This window comes from Streptomyces himastatinicus ATCC 53653, assembly GCF_000158915.1.
GTDB lineage: Bacteria > Actinomycetota > Actinomycetes > Streptomycetales > Streptomycetaceae > Streptomyces > Streptomyces himastatinicus.
This window is the reverse complement of sequence record NZ_GG657754.1, coordinates 639,039-656,961: the sequence shown is the minus strand read 5'-3', so window position 1 is coordinate 656,961 and position 17,923 is coordinate 639,039. Positions and strand designations below refer to the sequence as shown.

10 protein-coding genes and 1 pseudogene are annotated in these 17,923 nt (G+C 71.2%); all 11 read left to right on the top strand.

From position 1 onward, the window contains the following. Positions 1–108 precede the first annotated feature (108 nt). Positions 109–1,857 carry a type I polyketide synthase gene (locus SSOG_RS02475; RefSeq protein ID WP_009712617.1) on the top strand — a complete coding sequence of 583 codons (1,749 nt, stop codon included), beginning with the start codon at positions 109–111 and terminating at the stop codon, positions 1,855–1,857. Between the two features lie 266 nt (positions 1,858–2,123). Then, entirely contained in the window at positions 2,124–4,145 is a 2,022-nt protein-coding gene (locus SSOG_RS02470) for an ABC transporter ATP-binding protein/permease (protein ID WP_009712616.1), read from the top strand. A 233-nt stretch (positions 4,146–4,378) separates the two neighbouring features. Further along, positions 4,379–7,150: an ATP-binding protein gene (locus SSOG_RS02465; protein WP_167542455.1), complete on the top strand. Its 2,772-nt coding sequence runs from the start codon at positions 4,379–4,381 to the stop codon at positions 7,148–7,150. Positions 7,151–7,422: 272 nt separating this feature from the next. Continuing rightward, the gene (locus SSOG_RS02460) at positions 7,423–8,697 is read left to right on the top strand and encodes a glycosyltransferase (protein ID WP_039936379.1); all 1,275 of its coding nucleotides are present in this window, start codon (positions 7,423–7,425) and stop codon (positions 8,695–8,697) included. A 48-nt stretch (positions 8,698–8,745) separates the two neighbouring features. After that, a complete protein-coding gene (locus tag SSOG_RS02455) occupies positions 8,746–9,411 on the top strand; it encodes a class I SAM-dependent methyltransferase (RefSeq protein WP_039936378.1) in 666 nt (221 codons plus the stop codon). Positions 9,412–9,450: 39 nt separating this feature from the next. Next, on the top strand, positions 9,451–10,650 hold the full coding sequence (locus SSOG_RS02450; protein ID WP_342634262.1) for a DegT/DnrJ/EryC1/StrS family aminotransferase: 1,200 nt from the start codon (positions 9,451–9,453) through the stop codon (positions 10,648–10,650). 66 nt (positions 10,651–10,716) lie between these two features. Further along, entirely contained in the window at positions 10,717–12,180 is a 1,464-nt protein-coding gene (locus SSOG_RS02445; protein ID WP_009712612.1) for an NAD(P)/FAD-dependent oxidoreductase, read from the top strand. A 105-nt stretch (positions 12,181–12,285) separates the two neighbouring features. After that, complete coding sequence (locus tag SSOG_RS02440) at positions 12,286–13,821, top strand: GMC oxidoreductase (RefSeq protein WP_009712611.1); 1,536 nt, start codon at positions 12,286–12,288, stop codon at positions 13,819–13,821. Between the two features lie 38 nt (positions 13,822–13,859). After that, the gene (locus tag SSOG_RS02435; RefSeq protein ID WP_039936377.1) at positions 13,860–15,212 is read left to right on the top strand and encodes a UDP-glucose dehydrogenase family protein; all 1,353 of its coding nucleotides are present in this window, start codon (positions 13,860–13,862) and stop codon (positions 15,210–15,212) included. A gap of 52 nt (positions 15,213–15,264) precedes the next feature. Then, on the top strand, positions 15,265–16,470 hold the full coding sequence (locus SSOG_RS02430; RefSeq protein WP_009712609.1) for a glycosyltransferase: 1,206 nt from the start codon (positions 15,265–15,267) through the stop codon (positions 16,468–16,470). A gap of 259 nt (positions 16,471–16,729) precedes the next feature. Continuing rightward, positions 16,730–17,779 (top strand): annotated as a pseudogene (locus tag SSOG_RS58230) (acyltransferase domain-containing protein); the annotation flags it as partial. Between the last annotated feature and the right edge of the window lie 144 nt (positions 17,780–17,923).

The following is a 17,923-nucleotide window of genomic DNA, read 5'->3' as shown; positions in this document are numbered from 1 at the left end:
GAAGCGCCCCGAGGTGGCCGCGGTCGGCCTGGCGGAAGACGTGACCGAGCTGTTGCGCTCTGCGGGGACCGAAGGTCCGGAACGTACGCGTACCCGGATCTGGCGGCGTTGGCCGCGACCGAGAACCCGGTGCCGGACGTGGTGCTGGTCCAGCTGAACACCGAGCCCGACGCCGGGCGGGTGGAAGCCGTTCACGCCACGGTGTCGCACGCCCTGCGCCTGGCGCAGGATTGGCTGGCGGGGGAGCGGTTCACCGAATCCCGACTCGTCGTGCTGACGCGCAATGCCACCAGCGGCGATGATGTGGCAGCGGCCTCGGCGTGGGGCCTGATGCGCTCCGCGCAGACGGAGAATCCGGACCGGATCACGCTGCTGGACCTGGACTTGGACCTGAGCGGTACGGAGGTTCCCGGCCCGGTCCTGGCGCGGGCGCTGACGACGCCGGAGCCGGAACTGGCGATCCGTGAGGGGCACCTCCTCACGGCTCGGCTGGTACGGGCACAAGCGCCGGAGCCGGAGCAGACACCGGACCCCGACCCCCTACCGGAGCCCGGCGCCTCCTGGGCCGGTTCGGGCACGGTTCTGATCACGGGCGGCACCGGCGGTCTGGGTGCGGTGGTGGCCCGGCACCTGGCGGGCGAGCACGGCGTACGGGACCTGCTCCTGCTGTCCCGGCGTGGACTGTCCGCGCCGGGTGCCGGGGACCTCGTCGGCGAACTCGCCGGACTGGGTGCCCGTGCCCAGGTGGTGGCCTGTGACGTGGCCGATCGGGAGGCGTTGGCCGAGGTGCTGGCCGGGCATGAGGTGTCCGCGGTGGTGCACAGCGCAGGGGTGCTGGACGACGGCATCATCGGTGGGCTGACTCCCGAGCGTGTCGATGCGGTGTTGCGTCCGAAGGTGGACGCGGCGTGGCATCTGCATGAGCTGACGCAGGGCTTGGACTTGTCTGCGTTCGTGGTGTTCTCCTCCGCGGCGGGCACGTTGGGCAGTGCTGGTCAGGGGAGTTACGCCGCGGCGAATGCGTTCCTGGACGCGCTGGTGCGGTACCGGCGCGATCGGGGGCTGCCGGGTGTGTCGTTGGCCTGGGGCCCGTGGGAGCAGACCGATGGCATGCTCGGTGAGCTGAGCGCCGTCGACCGGGAGCGGATGCACCGCTCGGGATTCCCGCCGCTGTCCGTCGAGCAGGGGGTGGCGCTGTTCGACGCCGCCCTGGCCACGGCGGATCCGGTGTTGTTGCCGGTCCGCTTGGACCTGCCCGCCCTGCGGGCCCGCGCCGAGGTGCCGCCGCGACTGCGCGGCCTGGTCCGGAGCCGCCGCGCGGCAGGCCGGGCCGCCACGGACCCCGGCCTCGTACAGCGGCTGGCCGGAATGGACGAGGCCGAGCAACGCGATGCCCTGCTGGGTCTGGTGTGCGGACACGTCGCGGCGGTACTCGGGCATGACGGCGCGGCCGCGGTCGATCCGTCCCGCGCATTCCGCGATCTCGGTTTCGACTCGCTGACGTCGGTGGAACTGCGCAACGCACTGAGCACGGCGACCGGGCTGCGGCTTCCGGCCACGCTGGCCCTCGACTACCCGACGGCGAGCGAGCTCGCGGCCCATCTGCACACTCAGCTGGTGTCGGCGGAAGTCGAGGGCTCCGGCTCGATCCTCGCCACGCTGGACAAACTGGAGCAGGTGATCGCGAAGGTGAGCGTGGACGCCACGGCGCACAAGCAGATCGCGGGACGGATCGAAGTCCTCAGGTCCCGGTGGGCCACACTGCGCGCCCAGGAGAACTCCGCCGAGCTCGACTTCGACGCCGCGTCGGATGACGAGATGTTCGCTTTCCTCGACGAGGAGCTCGGCGGATCGTAAACAGGATAGGGAAAACCCGAGACGTTCCCGTGGTAAACGGTTCGGCGACGTCGGCGGGCATTCCCGCTGGGCGAACAGTGGAGAAGTTCCAATGACGCGAGGATCGCGCCTGACATAGCTTGGGTGCGAAGCCGTGGAAATTTTTCGCTCGCGGTAGCGCGATGCGTTCGTGCCGGGTCCGCTGAGCACGAGAAACCCGATACGTAGGCGGCGGATCAGTGGCGCGTGCCCGGTTCGTGAGCCGATGAGGCGATAGGGCGTGGGGCATGGTCAAAACGAGTGGCGATACGGCGGTCGAGGTGCGCGATCTTGTACGCGCCTATCCGGGGCGCAACGGAGAGCTGATCAAGGCCAATGACGGCCTGAGCTTCAGCGTGCCCCGCGGGCAGGTCTTCGGCCTCTTCGGCGCGAACGGCGCCGGTAAGACGACGCTGGTGTTGCAGCTGCTCGGACTCGTGCGGCCCACCTCCGGTTCGATCATGGTCAACGGCGTCGATGTGACCCGTTACCCGGAGACGGTGAAGTCCACTGTCGGCTTCCTGCCGCAGGCGGGGCTCTCCATGCGGCTGATCGAGACCCGTCGCGCTCTGCACTACACCGGCAGGCTGCGCGGCCAGAGCGAGGCCGACGCCCGCCGCCAGACCGACGCGTTGATCGACGAGCTGGGCCTCGGCCCATACGCCGACCGTCAGGTGGAGCGGCTCAGCGGCGGCCTGATGCGCCTGGTGAACTTCGGCATGACGCTGATGGGCCACCCCGAGCTGATCGTGCTGGACGAGCCGACCAATGAGCTGGATCCGCACAACCGGCGTCTCATCTGGGAGATGATCGAGCGCCGCAGCACCCTCGAGGGCGCCACGGTCGTCCTGGTGACACACAACGTGCTGGAGGCCGAGAAGGCCGTGCACCGGGTCGCGGTGATGCACGGCGGCCGGATCACCGCGATGGGCACGCCCGGTGAACTCAAGGAGCAGATCGGCGCGCACGCGCGGCTGGAGCTGTTCGTCCGCGACGGCGGCAGCCTCACCCCGGAGGAGATTTCGCGGCTCAGCACGGTCGGTGAGGTCAGCCAGGGTAACCGCAGCGGCAACTACCTGATCACCGCGGCGACGGACCGGCTCCAACCGCTGATCGAGGTGCTGGTCACCGATATCGGCGTGAAGCGTGTCGACGACTTCCGCTTCGCCCGTCCGACCCTGGAAGACGTCTACCTCACCCTGAACCCGAGACAGGACTCCGATGCCGCGGCCGCCAGGGAACTGGTGACGACTCCGGCGGGAGGCGGCGGCTCAGCGGAGAGCGGTGACGCGGGGAAGACGGCGGCCGCCGCCGCGCCGAACGGCCACCGGCCAGCGGCCATGGAACTCCCCTCCGGCGAATCCCCCGCCGCCGAACCCCCCTCCGCCGAGCTCCCCGCCGGCGAACCACCCTCCGCCGAGCCCCCCTCCGCCGAACCCGCGGCGCCGGTCTCCGGGACGTCCCGCCGGGCCCGCGCCCGGGCCCAGTCCCAGGGCCGGGGCCGGATGCCCTTGCGGGAGCGGCTCGGCCGGTTCGGCACCTCGTTCAAGTACCTGTGGTTCGAGCACATGCTGACCGTCCGCACCTCCTGGCACGTGCACATGGTGTTCGGCATCTTCATGCCGCTGACGATGGTGTTCGGCTTCTCCCGGATCGGCTCCGGGCTGACCGACGAGCTGAGCCTGACGTACATCGCCAGTGGCTCCGGCGTGTTCGCGATCGCGGCACTGGGCACCACGGCGATCGCGCAGCGGATCGGTGCGATCAAGGCCGAGGGATCGATGCTGTATTACGCCTCCCTGCCGATCAGCAAGGTGGCGTTCGTGATGGCGTTCGTCGCCGCCCGTCTGCTGCTCATCGCGCCGGGCCTGGTGACCTCGCTGATCGCGGTGCGGCTGCTCTACGGCCTGGACTTGACACTGTCGCCGATGCTCCTCATCGTCTATCCGCTGACCGCGCTCCCGCTCGCGGCGCTCGGCCTGGTCATCGGCAGCCTGATCGACCGCATCGAGCTGATCTCGATCGTCACCTACGTGCTGAACTTCGTCCTGCTGCTCGGCGCTCCTCTGCTCATCCCGGCCAAGGCCCTGCCGCTGCCGCTGAAAGCCCTGAGCTGGGTCATGCCCACCACCTACGGGTCGGACGCCATCCGGCGCAGCGTCAGTGACAACATCGATGCCACCTTCGGCCTCGACATCCTGGTGCTGACCGTGATGACGGCGCTCGCCCTCACCATCGCCGACCGGTCGCTGCGCTGGCGCGCCTCCTGACTCGCCCTCGCCCTTCGCCCCGGAGCCGAAGCCGGTGATTTCCCCAGTAGCGCTCCCGTAGCATCCTGGCCGGGCCGACGGGGGCCCAGGCGCCCACCCCTCGGCGTGCGTGCTCTCGGGCATTCCGGTCGGCGGAATGTGGGGATGTCCACCGCGGCGGATGGAACGGGAGCGATTTCGGTATGAAGTTCCGGGTGCTGGGTCCGCTGACTGTCCTCGGTCGAGGTGGCCCCGTGGCGCTGGGCGGGATCAAACAGCGCGCCGCACTCGGATTCCTCCTGCTGCACGCGAACCAGGTGGTGGCGACCAGCACCCTGCTGCGTGCGCTGTGGACGGGCAACCCGCCGCCTACGGCTCGGAAGATGCTGCAGAACGCGATCTCCAGCCTGCGCGGTCTGCTGTCCGCCGAGGACATCGAGGGCGAGGGCGGCGAGGCCGGCATCGTGGACCGCGGGGGCGGTGGGGCCGGCGAGGGTGCCGCCCCCGCACCGATGCTGCTGACCCACGCGCCCGGCTACCTGCTCAGCGTGCACACCGACGCGCTGGATCTGACCGCCTACCAGGGGACGGCGGACAGGGGACGTGCCGAACTCGCGGCCGGGTCCTGGATCGCCGCGGCGAAAACCCTCCGGACGGCGCTGGAAATGTGGCAGGGCCCGGTCCTGGCGGACTTGGCCGAGGCCGGTGCGGACTGGCCGGAGCTGACCGGGATCCAGCAGGCGCGCCTCACCGTGCAGGAGGACCTGTTCGAGGCGGAGCTGGCTTGCGGCGGACATCACGAGGTGGTGCAGGAACTGGAGGCGCTGGTCGTCGCGGAGCCGGTACGGGAACGGCTGTGCGCCGAGTTGCTGCTGACCCTCTACCGCTGTGGCCGCCAGGTGGACGCGCTGGAGCTCTACCGCCGTACGAGGACCGCGTTCGCCGACAAGCTGGGCCTGGAGCCCGGCCGCGTACTGCGTGACATGGAGCGGGCGATCCTCGAACACGACCCGGTGCTGTCTCAGCCCGACGCGCTGGGGATCATCGCTCAGGAGAGTGAGGCCAAGCGCGGCGGCCCGCCCGCCCGGCTCTCCCGCAGGACGCCGCCGCAGCCCGCACCGCCGCCCCGGCTCGCACCGGCCGGTACCGGGTCCGCCGGCCGACGGACGGCCCCGCCACGACCGGCGCGGGCCGAGACCGGCACCCCGCCCGCCATCGTCGGGATGGCGCGGCACGTGGCGGCGCGCAGGTCCACCCCGCCGGCCCCGTCGGGCGGCGGCCTCACCGAGCAGCGCAAGCAGCTGAGCATGCTGCTGGTGCGCACCCATCCCGGCGGAAGGTCGCAGGGCGCCCCCGAAGACGCCGCGCAGCCGGCCGGCTGCCTCACGGCCACCATCCGTGAGGAGATCGAACGCCACGGCGGCAAGGTCTCCGGCGTTATCGGTCCTGTCACCTTCGCCCTGTTCGGCGTTCCCCGTACCGGGGAGGACGACGCGGCCCGCGCCGTGCAGGCCGGGCTGGCCATCCGGGACCGGCTCGGCTGCCGGGGACCAGGCCGCCCAGACCCCACCGGTCAGGCGCCGGCCCCGGCGCGCGCGGAGACCGCGGTCCGGGTGGCCGTGGCGACCGGCGAGGTGCTCGTCACCTGCGCTGCGGACGGCACCGGTGCGATCCCCGTGGTCAGCGGCGCCGTCCCGGAGAGCTGCATGGGGCTGCTGGAAACCGTGCCCCCGGGCGGGATCCGGGTGTGCGCGGCCACGCGCAGGAGCAGCGAGCGCACCGTCGAGTACGAGCCGGTCGAGGAGCCGGGCGGGGGATCCGAACCCGTCGTCGTCCGCCCCGATCACGCCCGTGCGGACGGGCCGCCTGCCCTGATGGGCCGTGAGCGCGAGGTCGAGCAGCTGCGCGGGCTGCTCGACGACGTACGCCGACGGCGGCGTCCCCACTTCCTGACCGTGCTCGGTGAGCCGGGCCTGGGCAAGAGCAGGCTGGTCGCCGAACTCGTCGCCATGGCCGGGCGCGGCTCCGGCGAGTTCACCGTGCTGACCGGGCGCGGATCGTTCCCCGACCGGGGCGCCCCGCTGGGCCCCCTCCGGCGGATCGTGGCCGAAGCGGCCGGGATCGAGCCGAGTGACTCCGCCGCCTCGGCGGACGACAAGCTGGCCCACAAGGTCCACCGTCTGTTCGGCACCGGTGAGACGGGCACCGGGATGCTGGTGCGGCTGCGGGAGCTGCTCCGGTCCGAGGGCCAGGATGCGGCCGCCCTGACGGCGGACGGTGAGGTGTGGCGGCGGTTCTTGGCCGAACTCGCCGGGGAACGGCCCCTGGTGGTCGTCTTCGAGGACGCGCATCTCGCCGACGCGTCTGTGCTGGACTTCATCCAGTGCCTGGGCGACACCGCGGGCACCGTGCCGATGCTCGTGGCGGTGACCGCCCGGCCTGAACTGCTCGACGCCCGGCCGGGTTGGGGCGGTGGCCTGCGCGACGCCCTCACCCTCACCCTGGACCCGCTGTCGGCGGAGGCCACCGCCGGGCTGCTGGCCGCCCTGCTCGCGCGCGATGGGTACACACTGCCGGGCGAGTTGCGGCAGGAGCTGATCACGCGGATCGGCGGGAACCCGCTGTTCGCCGTCGAGTACGCCCATGAGCTGCGGGAGCGTCCCCTGCCCGGATCGACGGTACCGCCGCTGCCGGAATACGTGCACCGGGTGATCGCGTCCCGGGTGGATACGGTGCCGCCGGATGCCAAGGCCGTGCTGGTCAACGCCTCGGCGCTCGGTGGGGTGTTCTGCGCCGAGAGCGTCGCGGCCGTCGGCGACGGGGACCGGGCGGAAGCCGCGAAGTGGCTGGACTGTCTGGAGCGGCGCGACCTCCTGCGGCGCTCTCGGCACGGTTCCCCGGCCGGGGAAACCCAGTACGCCTTCCGGTATCCGGCCATCCGCGATGTGGTGGACTCGCTGGTCTCCCCGTCGATGCGCGAGGAAAAGCTGCGGCGTGCGGTCTCCTGGAGTGGCCGGACACCGTGATTCTCCCGGAGTGGGACGACCTGAATTCCTTGGCGAGCGACGGTTCGGGTGCCGGTTACCCGCCGATGGAAACGAGGAACTGGGTAAGCGCTGCGGAATCGCATACCGTCGGATGCACCGGCGGCGGAAAAGCGCGCTGAATACTCAGGAAAACACTGAGTGCGAGGCCGGACCATAGCGATGGTCGGAGCGCTCGGGCGGTGTGATCCTCCCGTTCTCGCCCGCGATTGTCCGCGGCAGCCGACTCCGCTCCCGCGTGGAAAGGAATAGTTGTGCGCATTCTGTGCAGCATCGCGCTGTCGCCCTCGAACGCGCGTGCCCTGCTTCCCCTGGCACGGGCGGCGGCCGAGGCGGGCCACGAGGTCCTGGTGGTTTCGCCGCCGGAGATGGCCGATGTGTTCGACGGTGAGCCGATGCGGGTCAAGCCGCTGTTCACCGACATGGCCGAGATCGTGCTCCGCCTGTTGCAGGAGAAGCGGATCGAGGCGATGCCCAGTGATCCGTTCGCGCCCGAGACGCTCGTCGCCACCTCCTGCGGGCCGCACGTCACGGACGCCTACCGGCAACTGCTGGAGGCCGCCCACGAGTTCCGCCCGGACATCGTGCTGCGCAGCGGTGTCGAGTTCGCCGGCTACCTGGTCGCCGAGACGCTCGGCATCCCGCACGTCACCGCCCCATCGGGCGGCGGGCAGTACCTGGACCCCAAGCTGGTGCTGGCGGAGCTGAACGAACGCCGCTCGGAGCTGGGCCTGCCCGCCGGGGCCGAGCCGGAGGCCATCTACGCCAACGGCCGCTTCGACTGCATGCCGCCGGACTACTCGTTCGCCACCTACGACATCCCGGACACCTTCGCCTACCAGCAGCCTTCGAGCATCGTCCGCGACGAGACCGGGCCCGAGTGGCTTCAGGACATCCCCACCGACCGCCCGCTGGTCGTGGTGTCCAGCACCAACGTGTTCGCCTCGGTGATGTCCAGCAGTGTGTTCCCGCGCATCCTGGGCCTGTTCTTCGACGGACTGGTCGCCGGGCACATGTTCGAGGGTATGGGCGACGTCCAGGTCGATCCCGCCGTCATGGTCGACGCCCTGATGCAGGGCGACGCCAACCCCCTCAACGCGATCGTCAAGGGACTGTCCGAAGTGGACTGCACCGCGATCGTCGCCACCCGTGGCATGCCGCTCAACCAGGACGTCGTCGGCGACAACATACGGGTCTTCGAGCGCATCCCGCAGCCGCTGCTGCTGGAGAGCGCCCAGCTGCTGTTCACCCACGGCGGCTACAACAGCGTCCGCGAAGCGGTCAGGGCCGGCGTGCCGATGGCCGTGCTCCCCGAGGTCAGCGACCAGCTGCACAACGCCAACCGGGTCGAGGAACTCGGGCTCGGGCTACGCGTCCCCGCGGCGAACGCGGACGCCGTCGCCGAGACCTGCACCCGGCTGCTGGAGGACCCGAGGTTCGCCCAGCAGGCGCGTAAGGCCCAGCGGCGCATGCTGTCGCTGCCTCCGGTGGACGCCGCCGTCGACCATCTCGCACGACTCGTCGGCTGACACACGGAACACGGCCGATTCACCTTACGAAAGATTGGAGACGGGCAGATGGAAGCGCAGTTCCTGCAGGCGTTCTACGACCTGGCCTCGTGGATACGACTGTCCCCGCTGCTGAACAACGGGCCGTACCTGCCGTTCTCCGTGGTCTCACTGCGGCCGAGCGCCATGATCAAGGTGCTGGACGACATCGCCCTGCGGGACCGCAAGGTCCTCCTGGAGTGCGGCAGCGGCACCTCGACGGTGATGTTCGCACGGATGATGGCGCAGCGTGGCTACGGGCACATGCTGTCGCTGGAGCACGACGGGGAGTGGGCCGACCGGGTCGCCACGCAGCTGGCCGCCGAGGGCCTTTCCGAGGTGGCGACGGTCATCCACGCGCCGCTGGAGGAGCACCCCGCCGCGGTGAAGGACGTGGACTGGTACGCGCCCAAGACGGTCACCGAAGAGGTCGGGGCCTACACCGAGAAGCACGGCCCGGTCGACCTGCTGCTGGTGGACGGGCCACCCGGCTGGGAGCGGGGGCGCACGATGGCCCGCTACCCCGCGGTTCCGGTGCTGTGGGACTTCCTCGCCCCCGGGGCGAGCGTGCTGCTCGACGACGTGAACCGCGCCGGGGGCAAGGAGATCACCGAGCGGTGGAAGGAGGAGTGCGGGCTCGACATGCAGCTCGACCCCTTCGGTACCCGCGGCGCCTTCGGCACCGTCCCCGTCTGACCACCTGGACATTCGCTCCGCACCGAGGAGGAAACGCTCATGCTGGCCATGAACGGCGGGCCGAAAGTGCGCACCGCGCCCTTTCCTGACTGGCCGCAGTTCGACGACTCGGAGCGCGCAGCCGTGGTGCGGGCGCTGGACCAGGGGTCCTGGTGGCGCCACGGCGGCAAGGAAGTGGACCTCTTCGAAGAAGAGTTCGCCGAGTTCCATGACGCGCCCGCCGCGCTCGCGGTGACCAACGGTTCACATGCTCTCGAACTCGCGCTGGAGGTCATCGGGCTGCGGCCCGGTGACGAGGTGATCGTGCCCGCGTACACGTTCATCGCCACCTCCACCGCGGTCCAGCGCCGTGGCGGGATCCCCGTGCCGGTGGACGTGGACCCCGTCACCTTCTGCCTGGATCCCGCCGGACTCGAAGCGGTGGTGACCGAACGCACTCGGGCGGTCATCCCGGTCCACATCGGCGGCCACATCGCCGACATGGGCGCCATCACCGCCTGGGCGGACCCCCGTGGGATCACGGTGATCCAGGACGCGGCGCAGGCGCACGGCGCCAGGTGGCGCGGCCGGGGACTCGGCCAGCTCGGCTCCATGGCCACCTTCTCCTTCCAGGAGACCAAGGTCCTGACCGCCGGCGAGGGCGGCGCCCTGCTGCTGCCGACCGAGGAGAGCTACGAGGACGCGCGCACGCGCCACAACTGCGGCCGGGCCCGCGACCTGAGCCTGCGCACCGCCTCGTCCAACTACCGTATGCCCGAGCTCACCGGGGCGGTGCTCCGGGTGCAGCTCGGCCGCCTCGCCGCGCAGACGGAGCAACGCGAGCGCCGGCACGAGAAGCTCGCCGCGGCACTGTCCGGCATCCCCGGGATCATCCCCCAGGGACGCGACGAACGGTGCACCGTCAATCCGCACTACATGACCATGTTCGTCCTGGACCCCGGGGAACTCGGCGGCCTGGACCGGGACACCGTGGCCCACGCCCTGCTCGCGGAGGGCATCCCCGCCTTCGGCGGCAACCCGGCGATCCACCGCACCGAGGCGTTCTGGACCGCCAGGACCGGCGACGAATCGGTCGAGGACATCGCCCGGCGCTGCCCGAACGCGGAGCGGCTCGGACATCGCGGACTCATGATCCCGCACCAGGTCCTGCTGGGCGGGGACCAGGAGATCGATGACGTCGTGGAGGGCGTGGCCAAAGTCCTCGCCGAACTTCCGCGCAGCGGCGCAGGACAGCCCTGACAAGACCGGATGCCCCGAACAACCATGCCCTGAGCGGCGGTTTCACAGGATGGGAAGACTCAAGCGATGACTAGCGAAAACCCGGCAGGCCGCACGTTCGAAGTCCTTGTCGTCGGCAACGGCGTGCTGGGCCTGTCCCTGGGCCTGGCCCTCGCCCGGCGCGGCACCAGGGTCGCCGTGCTCGGCCGGGGAGACCGGCCGTGGGCCGCCTCCACCGCTGCGGGTGCCATGCTCGGCGCGTTCGGCGAGGTGACCACGACGCTCCTCAAGAGCGAACAGGGCCGCGGCAAGCTCGACCTCGGCGTACAGGCGAGCAAGCTCTGGGCCGACTGGCTCGCCGGGCTCGCCGAGGACACCGGGAAGACCGAGGACCTCCGCGTCGCCGACGGCACGGTCATGCTGCTCAACTCCGTCGGCGTCCCGGGCATCGACTCCGCCAACTACACGGCCATCCGGGAGACCCTGGAGCGGTACAAGGAGCCGTACGAGGACATCGACCCGGCCGACATCGAGTGGCTCGACCCCAACCCGACCACCCGCCCGTTGATGGGCATGTTCGTGCCCGGTGAGCACGCGGTGAACGCGGACGGTCTGCTGGAGCGGCTCGAGGACGCGTACGTCAAGGCCGGCGGCGTGCTGGTCGCCGGGTTCGGCGAGGAGCTGGTGACGTCCGGCGGCAAGATCACCGGCGTCCGGCTCACCACGGGCGACACCGTCTCCGCCGGCCAGGTGGTGCTCGCAGCCGGCGCCGCCTCCCAGGCCCTGCTCGACACCGTGCCCGGCGTCGCCGCCCGCATACCGCGGCTGTGCGCCGGAGTCGGCGTCTCCGTCGTGGCCCGCATCGACCCGGACAAGCCCGCCCCGACCAGCGTGCTGCGCACGCCGAACCGCGCCTTCGCCTGCGGCCTGCACCTGGTGCCGCGCGGCCGCGGTGAGGTCTATCTCGGCGCCACGAACGCGATCGAACCGGAGCCGGCGGACGCGCCGAGCATCCGTGACACCACCTTCCTGCTGCACTGCGCACTGCGCCAGCTGCGCAGGGACCTCGACGCCAGTGGCATGGCGAAGGTCCAGGTCGGCAACCGGCCCGTGGCCTTCGACGGCTTCCCGCTCATCGGCGAGACCAGCCTGGACGGCCTGTGGATGATGACCGGCACCTACCGCGACGGCCTCCACCTGTCGCCGCTGCTCGCCCAGGAGATGACCCGCCGCCTGCTCGGCGAGGAGCCGGAGCACGACCTGAGCACGTTCAGCCCGGTCCGCGCGCCGATCCAGGCGCAGAGCCGTGCGGACATCGTGGACACCGCCGTGGTGCACCTGCTCGCCACCGGCTACGAGGACGAGTGGACCATCCCGAACGCCTGGCCGAAGGTCATCGAGGCCCAACTGCGCGCCGACTACGCCAAGTTCGCCGACGAGGTGGACGACGACTACACGCCGCCCGCCGAGATCCTCGCCAAGGCCCGGATGAACCCCGAGTTCCTCAAGACGATCCGCGAGTACTACACGGCCGTCCGGTCCGCGGTCTGATCCGTTCCGGCCGGATGCGCAGCGCCAGGGCCAGGACGAGGCCCGGCACACCGCACACAGTACCCAGCACTCAGCACCCAGGACGAGGACAAGGAGCGCGCAAGCATGAGCCGACCCGAACTCCCCACCGAAGTCGACCTGCTCGTCGTCGGTAGCGGCCCGGTAGGATCGGCCATCGCTCGCAGAGTCCACGAAGCGGTCCCGTCCGCGCGGATCCTCATGGCCGACCTGGGCCCGCGCCTGACCGGGGAAGCCGGTCTGCACCTGAGCAACCTCCCCGCCCAGGAGCGGGGGGAGTTGCAGGCCAAGTCCCAGGGGCGCGATCCCCGGACCGCGCCGGGCGAGGACCAGGCGCTGGTCAAGAAGTACGCCGACCGCGGCACGCACCTGGTCGCACCACGGTGTGAGGAGCAGCCGGAACAGGAGGGCATGCCCGCCGCGGTGATGTCCAGCAACGTCGGCGGCATGGGTGTGCACTGGGCATGCACCGCCCCGCGTCCGCTGGACAGCGAGCGCGTCCCGTTCCTCCCCGACGAGGAACTCGACGCCGCGCTGGGGGTGGCCGAGGACCTCCTCTCGGTCACCCAGGATGCCTTCGAGGACACCGCGGGCGGTCAGCTCGTACTCAAGACGCTGAGCGAACTGTTCGACGGCGACTACCCCGACGGCAGGCACGTGCAGCCCATGCCGCTCGCCTGCACCCCGCGTTCCGGGGCGCTGCCGCGATGGGCGGGCCCGGACGTGGTCCTCGGGCCCCTCGCCCACGGTGGCGACGGCCGGTTCGGGATCGCGGCGGACACCATCTGCCGCCGCGTGCTGTTCGAGGACGGCCGGGCCCTCGGTGCGGTGCTGCAACACCTCCCCAGCGGCGCGGAGTTCAAGGTGGGGGCCCGAGCCGTGGCGGTGGCCGCGGACGCGCTGCGCACCCCGCAGCTGCTGTGGGCCTCCGGCATCCGGCCGCACGCGCTCGGCCGTTACCTCAACGACCAGCCCAAGACGGTGAGTTCCGTGCAGGTCAAGGACGGTCCCGCCGCGGGGATCGAGGCGCGCGGCTCGGTGGACTTCACCGGCGACATCCGCGACCTGGAGACCGGCCGGTTCTGGGTGCCGTTCGCCGACCCCGGCAGGACGAGCCACGGGCAGGTCATGACGCTGGACACCTCGCCGATCGACGGCGTCGATCCGGAGCTGTTCGTCGGCATGGTCTGGTACGGGGCCAAGGAGATCCAGGCGAGCGACCGGGTGGAGTTCTCCACCACCGAGGCCGACGCCTACGGGATGCCGAAGATGACCATCCACTACTCGCTGACCGAGCGCGACCGTGAGGGGATCGCACGCGCCCGGGCCGACCAGGAGAAGATCGCGGCCAGGCTGGGCGACTTCCTGCCCGGCAACGAACCGGAACTGTTCCCGGCCGGCAGCTCCAAGCACTACCAGGGGACGGTCCGCATGGGCGCGGCGGACGACGGCACCTCGGTCTGCGACTCGTTCTCCCGCGTGTGGGGTTTCGAGAACCTCTACGTCGGCGGCAACGGGGTCATCCCCACCTCCACCGCCGTCAACCCGACGCTGACCAGCGTGGCCCTGGCCGTCCGCGCCGCGGAATCGATCAGCGCCCTGCTCGCCCGCGAAAACTGTTGACCCCGGACCCGACCCCCGAGAAAACGAGGTGGCTGCCCGTGCGCCGGCACAACATCGCTGTCATCGGCACCGGTTACGTAGGGCTGACCGCCGGTGCCTGTCTGGCCTCGCTGGGGCACCGGGTGGTGTGCGCGGACGTGGACCCGGCCAAGGTCGAGCGGCTGTCCCGCGGCGAGGTGACGATCCGGGAGGAGTCCCTCCCCGAACTCGTGCGCGCCGGCCTCGACTCCGGCCTGCTGACCTTCGTCCTGGGCGCCGGGGAAGCGGTACGCGAGGCGGACACGGTGTTCTCTTGCGTCGGCACACCGATGAGCCAGGACGGTGATCTGGACATGACCGCGGTGGACGCGGTCATCGATGAGATCCGGGACCGGCTGCGTCCCGGCTGCGTACTGGTCACCAAGTCCACCGTGCCGGTGGGCACCGCGGCGCGGCTGACCCGGCGGCTCGGCCGCCCGGACGTGCAGGTGGCGAGCAACCCGGAGTTCCTGCGCGAGGGCACCTCCGTACACGACTTCCTGCACCCCGACCGCGTCGTGGTCGGGGCCGAGTCCCGCGAGGCCGCCGAGCACGTGGCCGCCCTCTACGCGAAGCTGGACGCTCCGATGATGATCACCGACGCCGCGAGCGCCGAGCTGATCAAGTACGCGGCGAACTGCTTCCTCGCGGTGAAACTGTCCTACGTCAACGTCATCGCGGAACTGTGTGAGCGGGTGGGTGCCGACATCGGGCAGGTCACCACCGCCCTGGGCAAGGACCACCGGATCGGCGGCGCGTTCCTGCGGCCCGGTCCCGGCTGGGGCGGCTCGTGCCTGCCCAAGGACACCCGCGCCATGCTCAGGGCGGCGGAGTCCGCGGACATCGACTTCCGGATGCTGCGTGCCGCCATCGACGTCAACGTCCACCAGCGCGAGCGCATCACCGACAAGATCGCGCGAGTCTGCGGCACCGACTCCGCGGCCCCGCTCGACGGCGTCCGGCTCGGTGTACTCGGGCTCACCTTCAAGGCGGGTACCGACGATCTGCGGGACTCCCCGGCGACCGCCATCGCCCAGGAGCTGTCCCGGCTCGGTGCCGAACTCGTCGCCTACGACCCGGCGCTGAGTACGGGCAGCCACCCGCCGGAGCCGGTGCCCGGCGTCACCATCGTCGACGACCCGTACCAGGCGGCCAAGGGCGCGGCGGGCCTGGTGCTGTTCACCGAATGGCCGGAATTCCGTGACCTGGACTGGGGCCGCATGGCCGCCGTCCTGGACCGGGCGGTGATCGTGGACACCCGCAACCACCTCGACCCCGAAGCGCTGCGCACGGCCAGGATCGCCTGGCACGGAGTAGGCGTACGCCCGGTCGTGCACCCCGCCCCCGGGCTTCCGTCGCCCGAGCCTCGCTGACGGGGCACACCCCCGACACCTTCGTCCCCGGTTCAAGGAAAGGTTCGCCCCGATGAGGGTTCTGTGCAGTATCACCGGATCGACCTCGCACGCGCGTGCCTCGCTTCCGCTGGTGCGCGCGCTCGCGGAGGCCGGGCACGACGTCCTCGTGGTCACCGCGGCCCAGCTGGTGCCCGTGTTCGACGGCGAGGCCGCGCGGGTGACAGGGGTGTTCACCGACATCACCCAGCAGGGCATGCGGCTGCTCCTGGAGGGCAGGCTGCCGATCCCGGCGGAGTTCAGCCGCTTCGCCCACGACCTGTGGGCCACCCTGGGCTGCGGTCCCCAGCTCCACGAGGCGTACGGCCTGTTGCTGCCGATCGCCCGCGACTTCCGGCCCGACGTCATCCTCCGCGACGGCTATGAGTTCGCCGCCCTGCTCGCAGCGGAGGCGCTGGGCGTCCCGCACGTCCCGGCTCCGTCGGGCTCCGGGCAGTTCCTCGACCCCGAGCTGATTCTGCCGATGCTGAACGACCGTCGCCGGGAGGCCGGCCTGCCCCCGGCGGACGACCCGGTGTCGGTGTACCGGCACGGGCGGTTCGACTGCATGCCGGTGACGTACTCCTTCGCCCGCCCCGTCGCCCCCGAGGCGGTGGCCTACCGGCAGCCGCGCACCGTCACCCGCGGCGAGACCCTGCCCGACTGGCTGCACGAGCTGCCCGCCGACCGGCCGCTGGTCCTCGCCTCACTGGGCACCGGACTGCCCGGCACCGTACTGGGCTTCCTGGACAAGGCCCGGCAGATCGGCGCTCCCGTCCCCGAGTACGATCCGGCCGAACCGTTGAACACCGTCGTCCGGGCGCTGTCCACCGTGGACTGCTCGGCCGTGGTGTCCACCCTCGGCATGCCGGTGGACGAGGACCTGGCCGCGGACAACGTGCGGGTGGTCGACCGCTTCCCGCAGCAGCTTCTGCTGGAACGGGCGGCGCTGTTCCTCACCCACGGCGGCTACAACAGCATCCGGGAGTCCGTACGCGCCGGAGTGCCGATGGCCGTACGGCCCATGTTCGGCGACCAGAAGTACAACGCCGAGCGGGTAGCGGAGCTCGGCCTTGGCACACACGTGTCCGAACGCGGCCCGGAGGCTATGGCGCAGGCGTGCCACCGACTGCTCGACGACCCGCCGGTGACCGCCGTGACGCAGCGCGCTCAGAAGGAGATGCTCGCACTGCCCGGCGTCGAGGTCGCCGTGGCTCATCTTGAGCGCCTGGCCTCCTGACTCACTCCCTCCTCGTCGCCGCCCAGGCGGCCAACTCTTCTCTCGCTACTGAATTCGGAACAAGGTTTTCCTTAGTGCCGCTCAATTCCTTGTAGGGAATCCACGAGTCGCCCGTCCGGATAATCGGACAGCACCGGGTGATTCTCGCCACCGGCGACCACCCCCTGGCATCCGCGCGCCCGCATGGGCGGCGACCGTACGGGCCAGGAGCCACCTCCACCGTTCACCCCGGCTCCGCCCCGACACAGCGGGAGAAAACGTGTCCGATCACGCTCGTACCACCTCGTCTGTCCCACTGTTCTCAGGAGCGGGCCTGCCCCGGCCCTGGGTGCTCTGCGGGCGCGACGCGGACGCGGTACGGGACCAGGCCCGTGTGCTCCGCACCTGGCTGGACGAGCGTGTGGGGTGGTACCCCGAAGCTGTCGGGCGGGGCCTGCTGCGGACCACCCCCGGCACCCTGCCGTACCGGGCCGTGATCGTCGGCGAGGAGCCGGACGCATTCCTCGCCGGTCTCGACGCCCTCGTCGCGGGCACCGCGGCGCCCCAGGTCACCGAGGGCAGTCACCGTGGCGAGCCGGGCGGCCCGGTGTTCGTCTTCCCCGGGCACGGCTCCCCACGGCCCGGCATGGCACGCGAACTGGCGGAGTGCTCACCGGTCTTCGCCGCCCGGCTGCGGGAGTGCGCCGACGCGTTCGCCCCGTACCTCGGCTGGCCGCTGCCGGACACGCTGAACACCCCGGAAACGCCGACCGGGCGGTGCGACGACGTACCCGCGCCCATGCTCCCCGACGCCGCGGTGTCCGCCGCCCTGTTCTCGGTCATGGTGTCGTTGGCCGCGATGTGGCGGGCCGCCGGGGTGGAACCCGGCGCGGTGGCCGGAATCGGCCTCGGCGAGATCGCCGCGGCTCACGTCGCGGGCCTGCTGTCGCTCGACGACAGCGCCCGCGTGATCGCAGGAGCGGACCGGCCGCGGACACCGGGCGACGGCCTCGTCGGCCTGGCGGACATCACACCGCGCGGCGCCCGTGTCCCGTTCTACTCCTCCGCCACCGGCGGCCGGCGGCAAGGCCACGGACCGTACGCCGCCCATGGGATCCGGAATCCGGGCGAACCCGGCCGGCTCCAGGACGCCACCGCCGCCGCACTCGAAGACGGCCACAGCTACTTCCTCGAAGTCGGCCCGCACCCGCTGCTGACCTCCGAACTCGAAACCGCCATCGAACGATCCGGCAGGCCCGCCGTCGCCCGGGCGACCCTGCGGTGCGGCGAGAGCGGCCCGGCCCGCTTCCTGCATGCCGTGGCGGAGTACTACGCCACGGGCGGTACGCCCGACTGGGCCGCCGTCCTCGGGGAGACCGGCACCGATCCGATGGAACTGCTGATGAATCTGCCGAAGCAACCTCCGGCCGAACTTCCGGGGCAGTCGACGGACGAGTCCGGCACGGGACGCGCG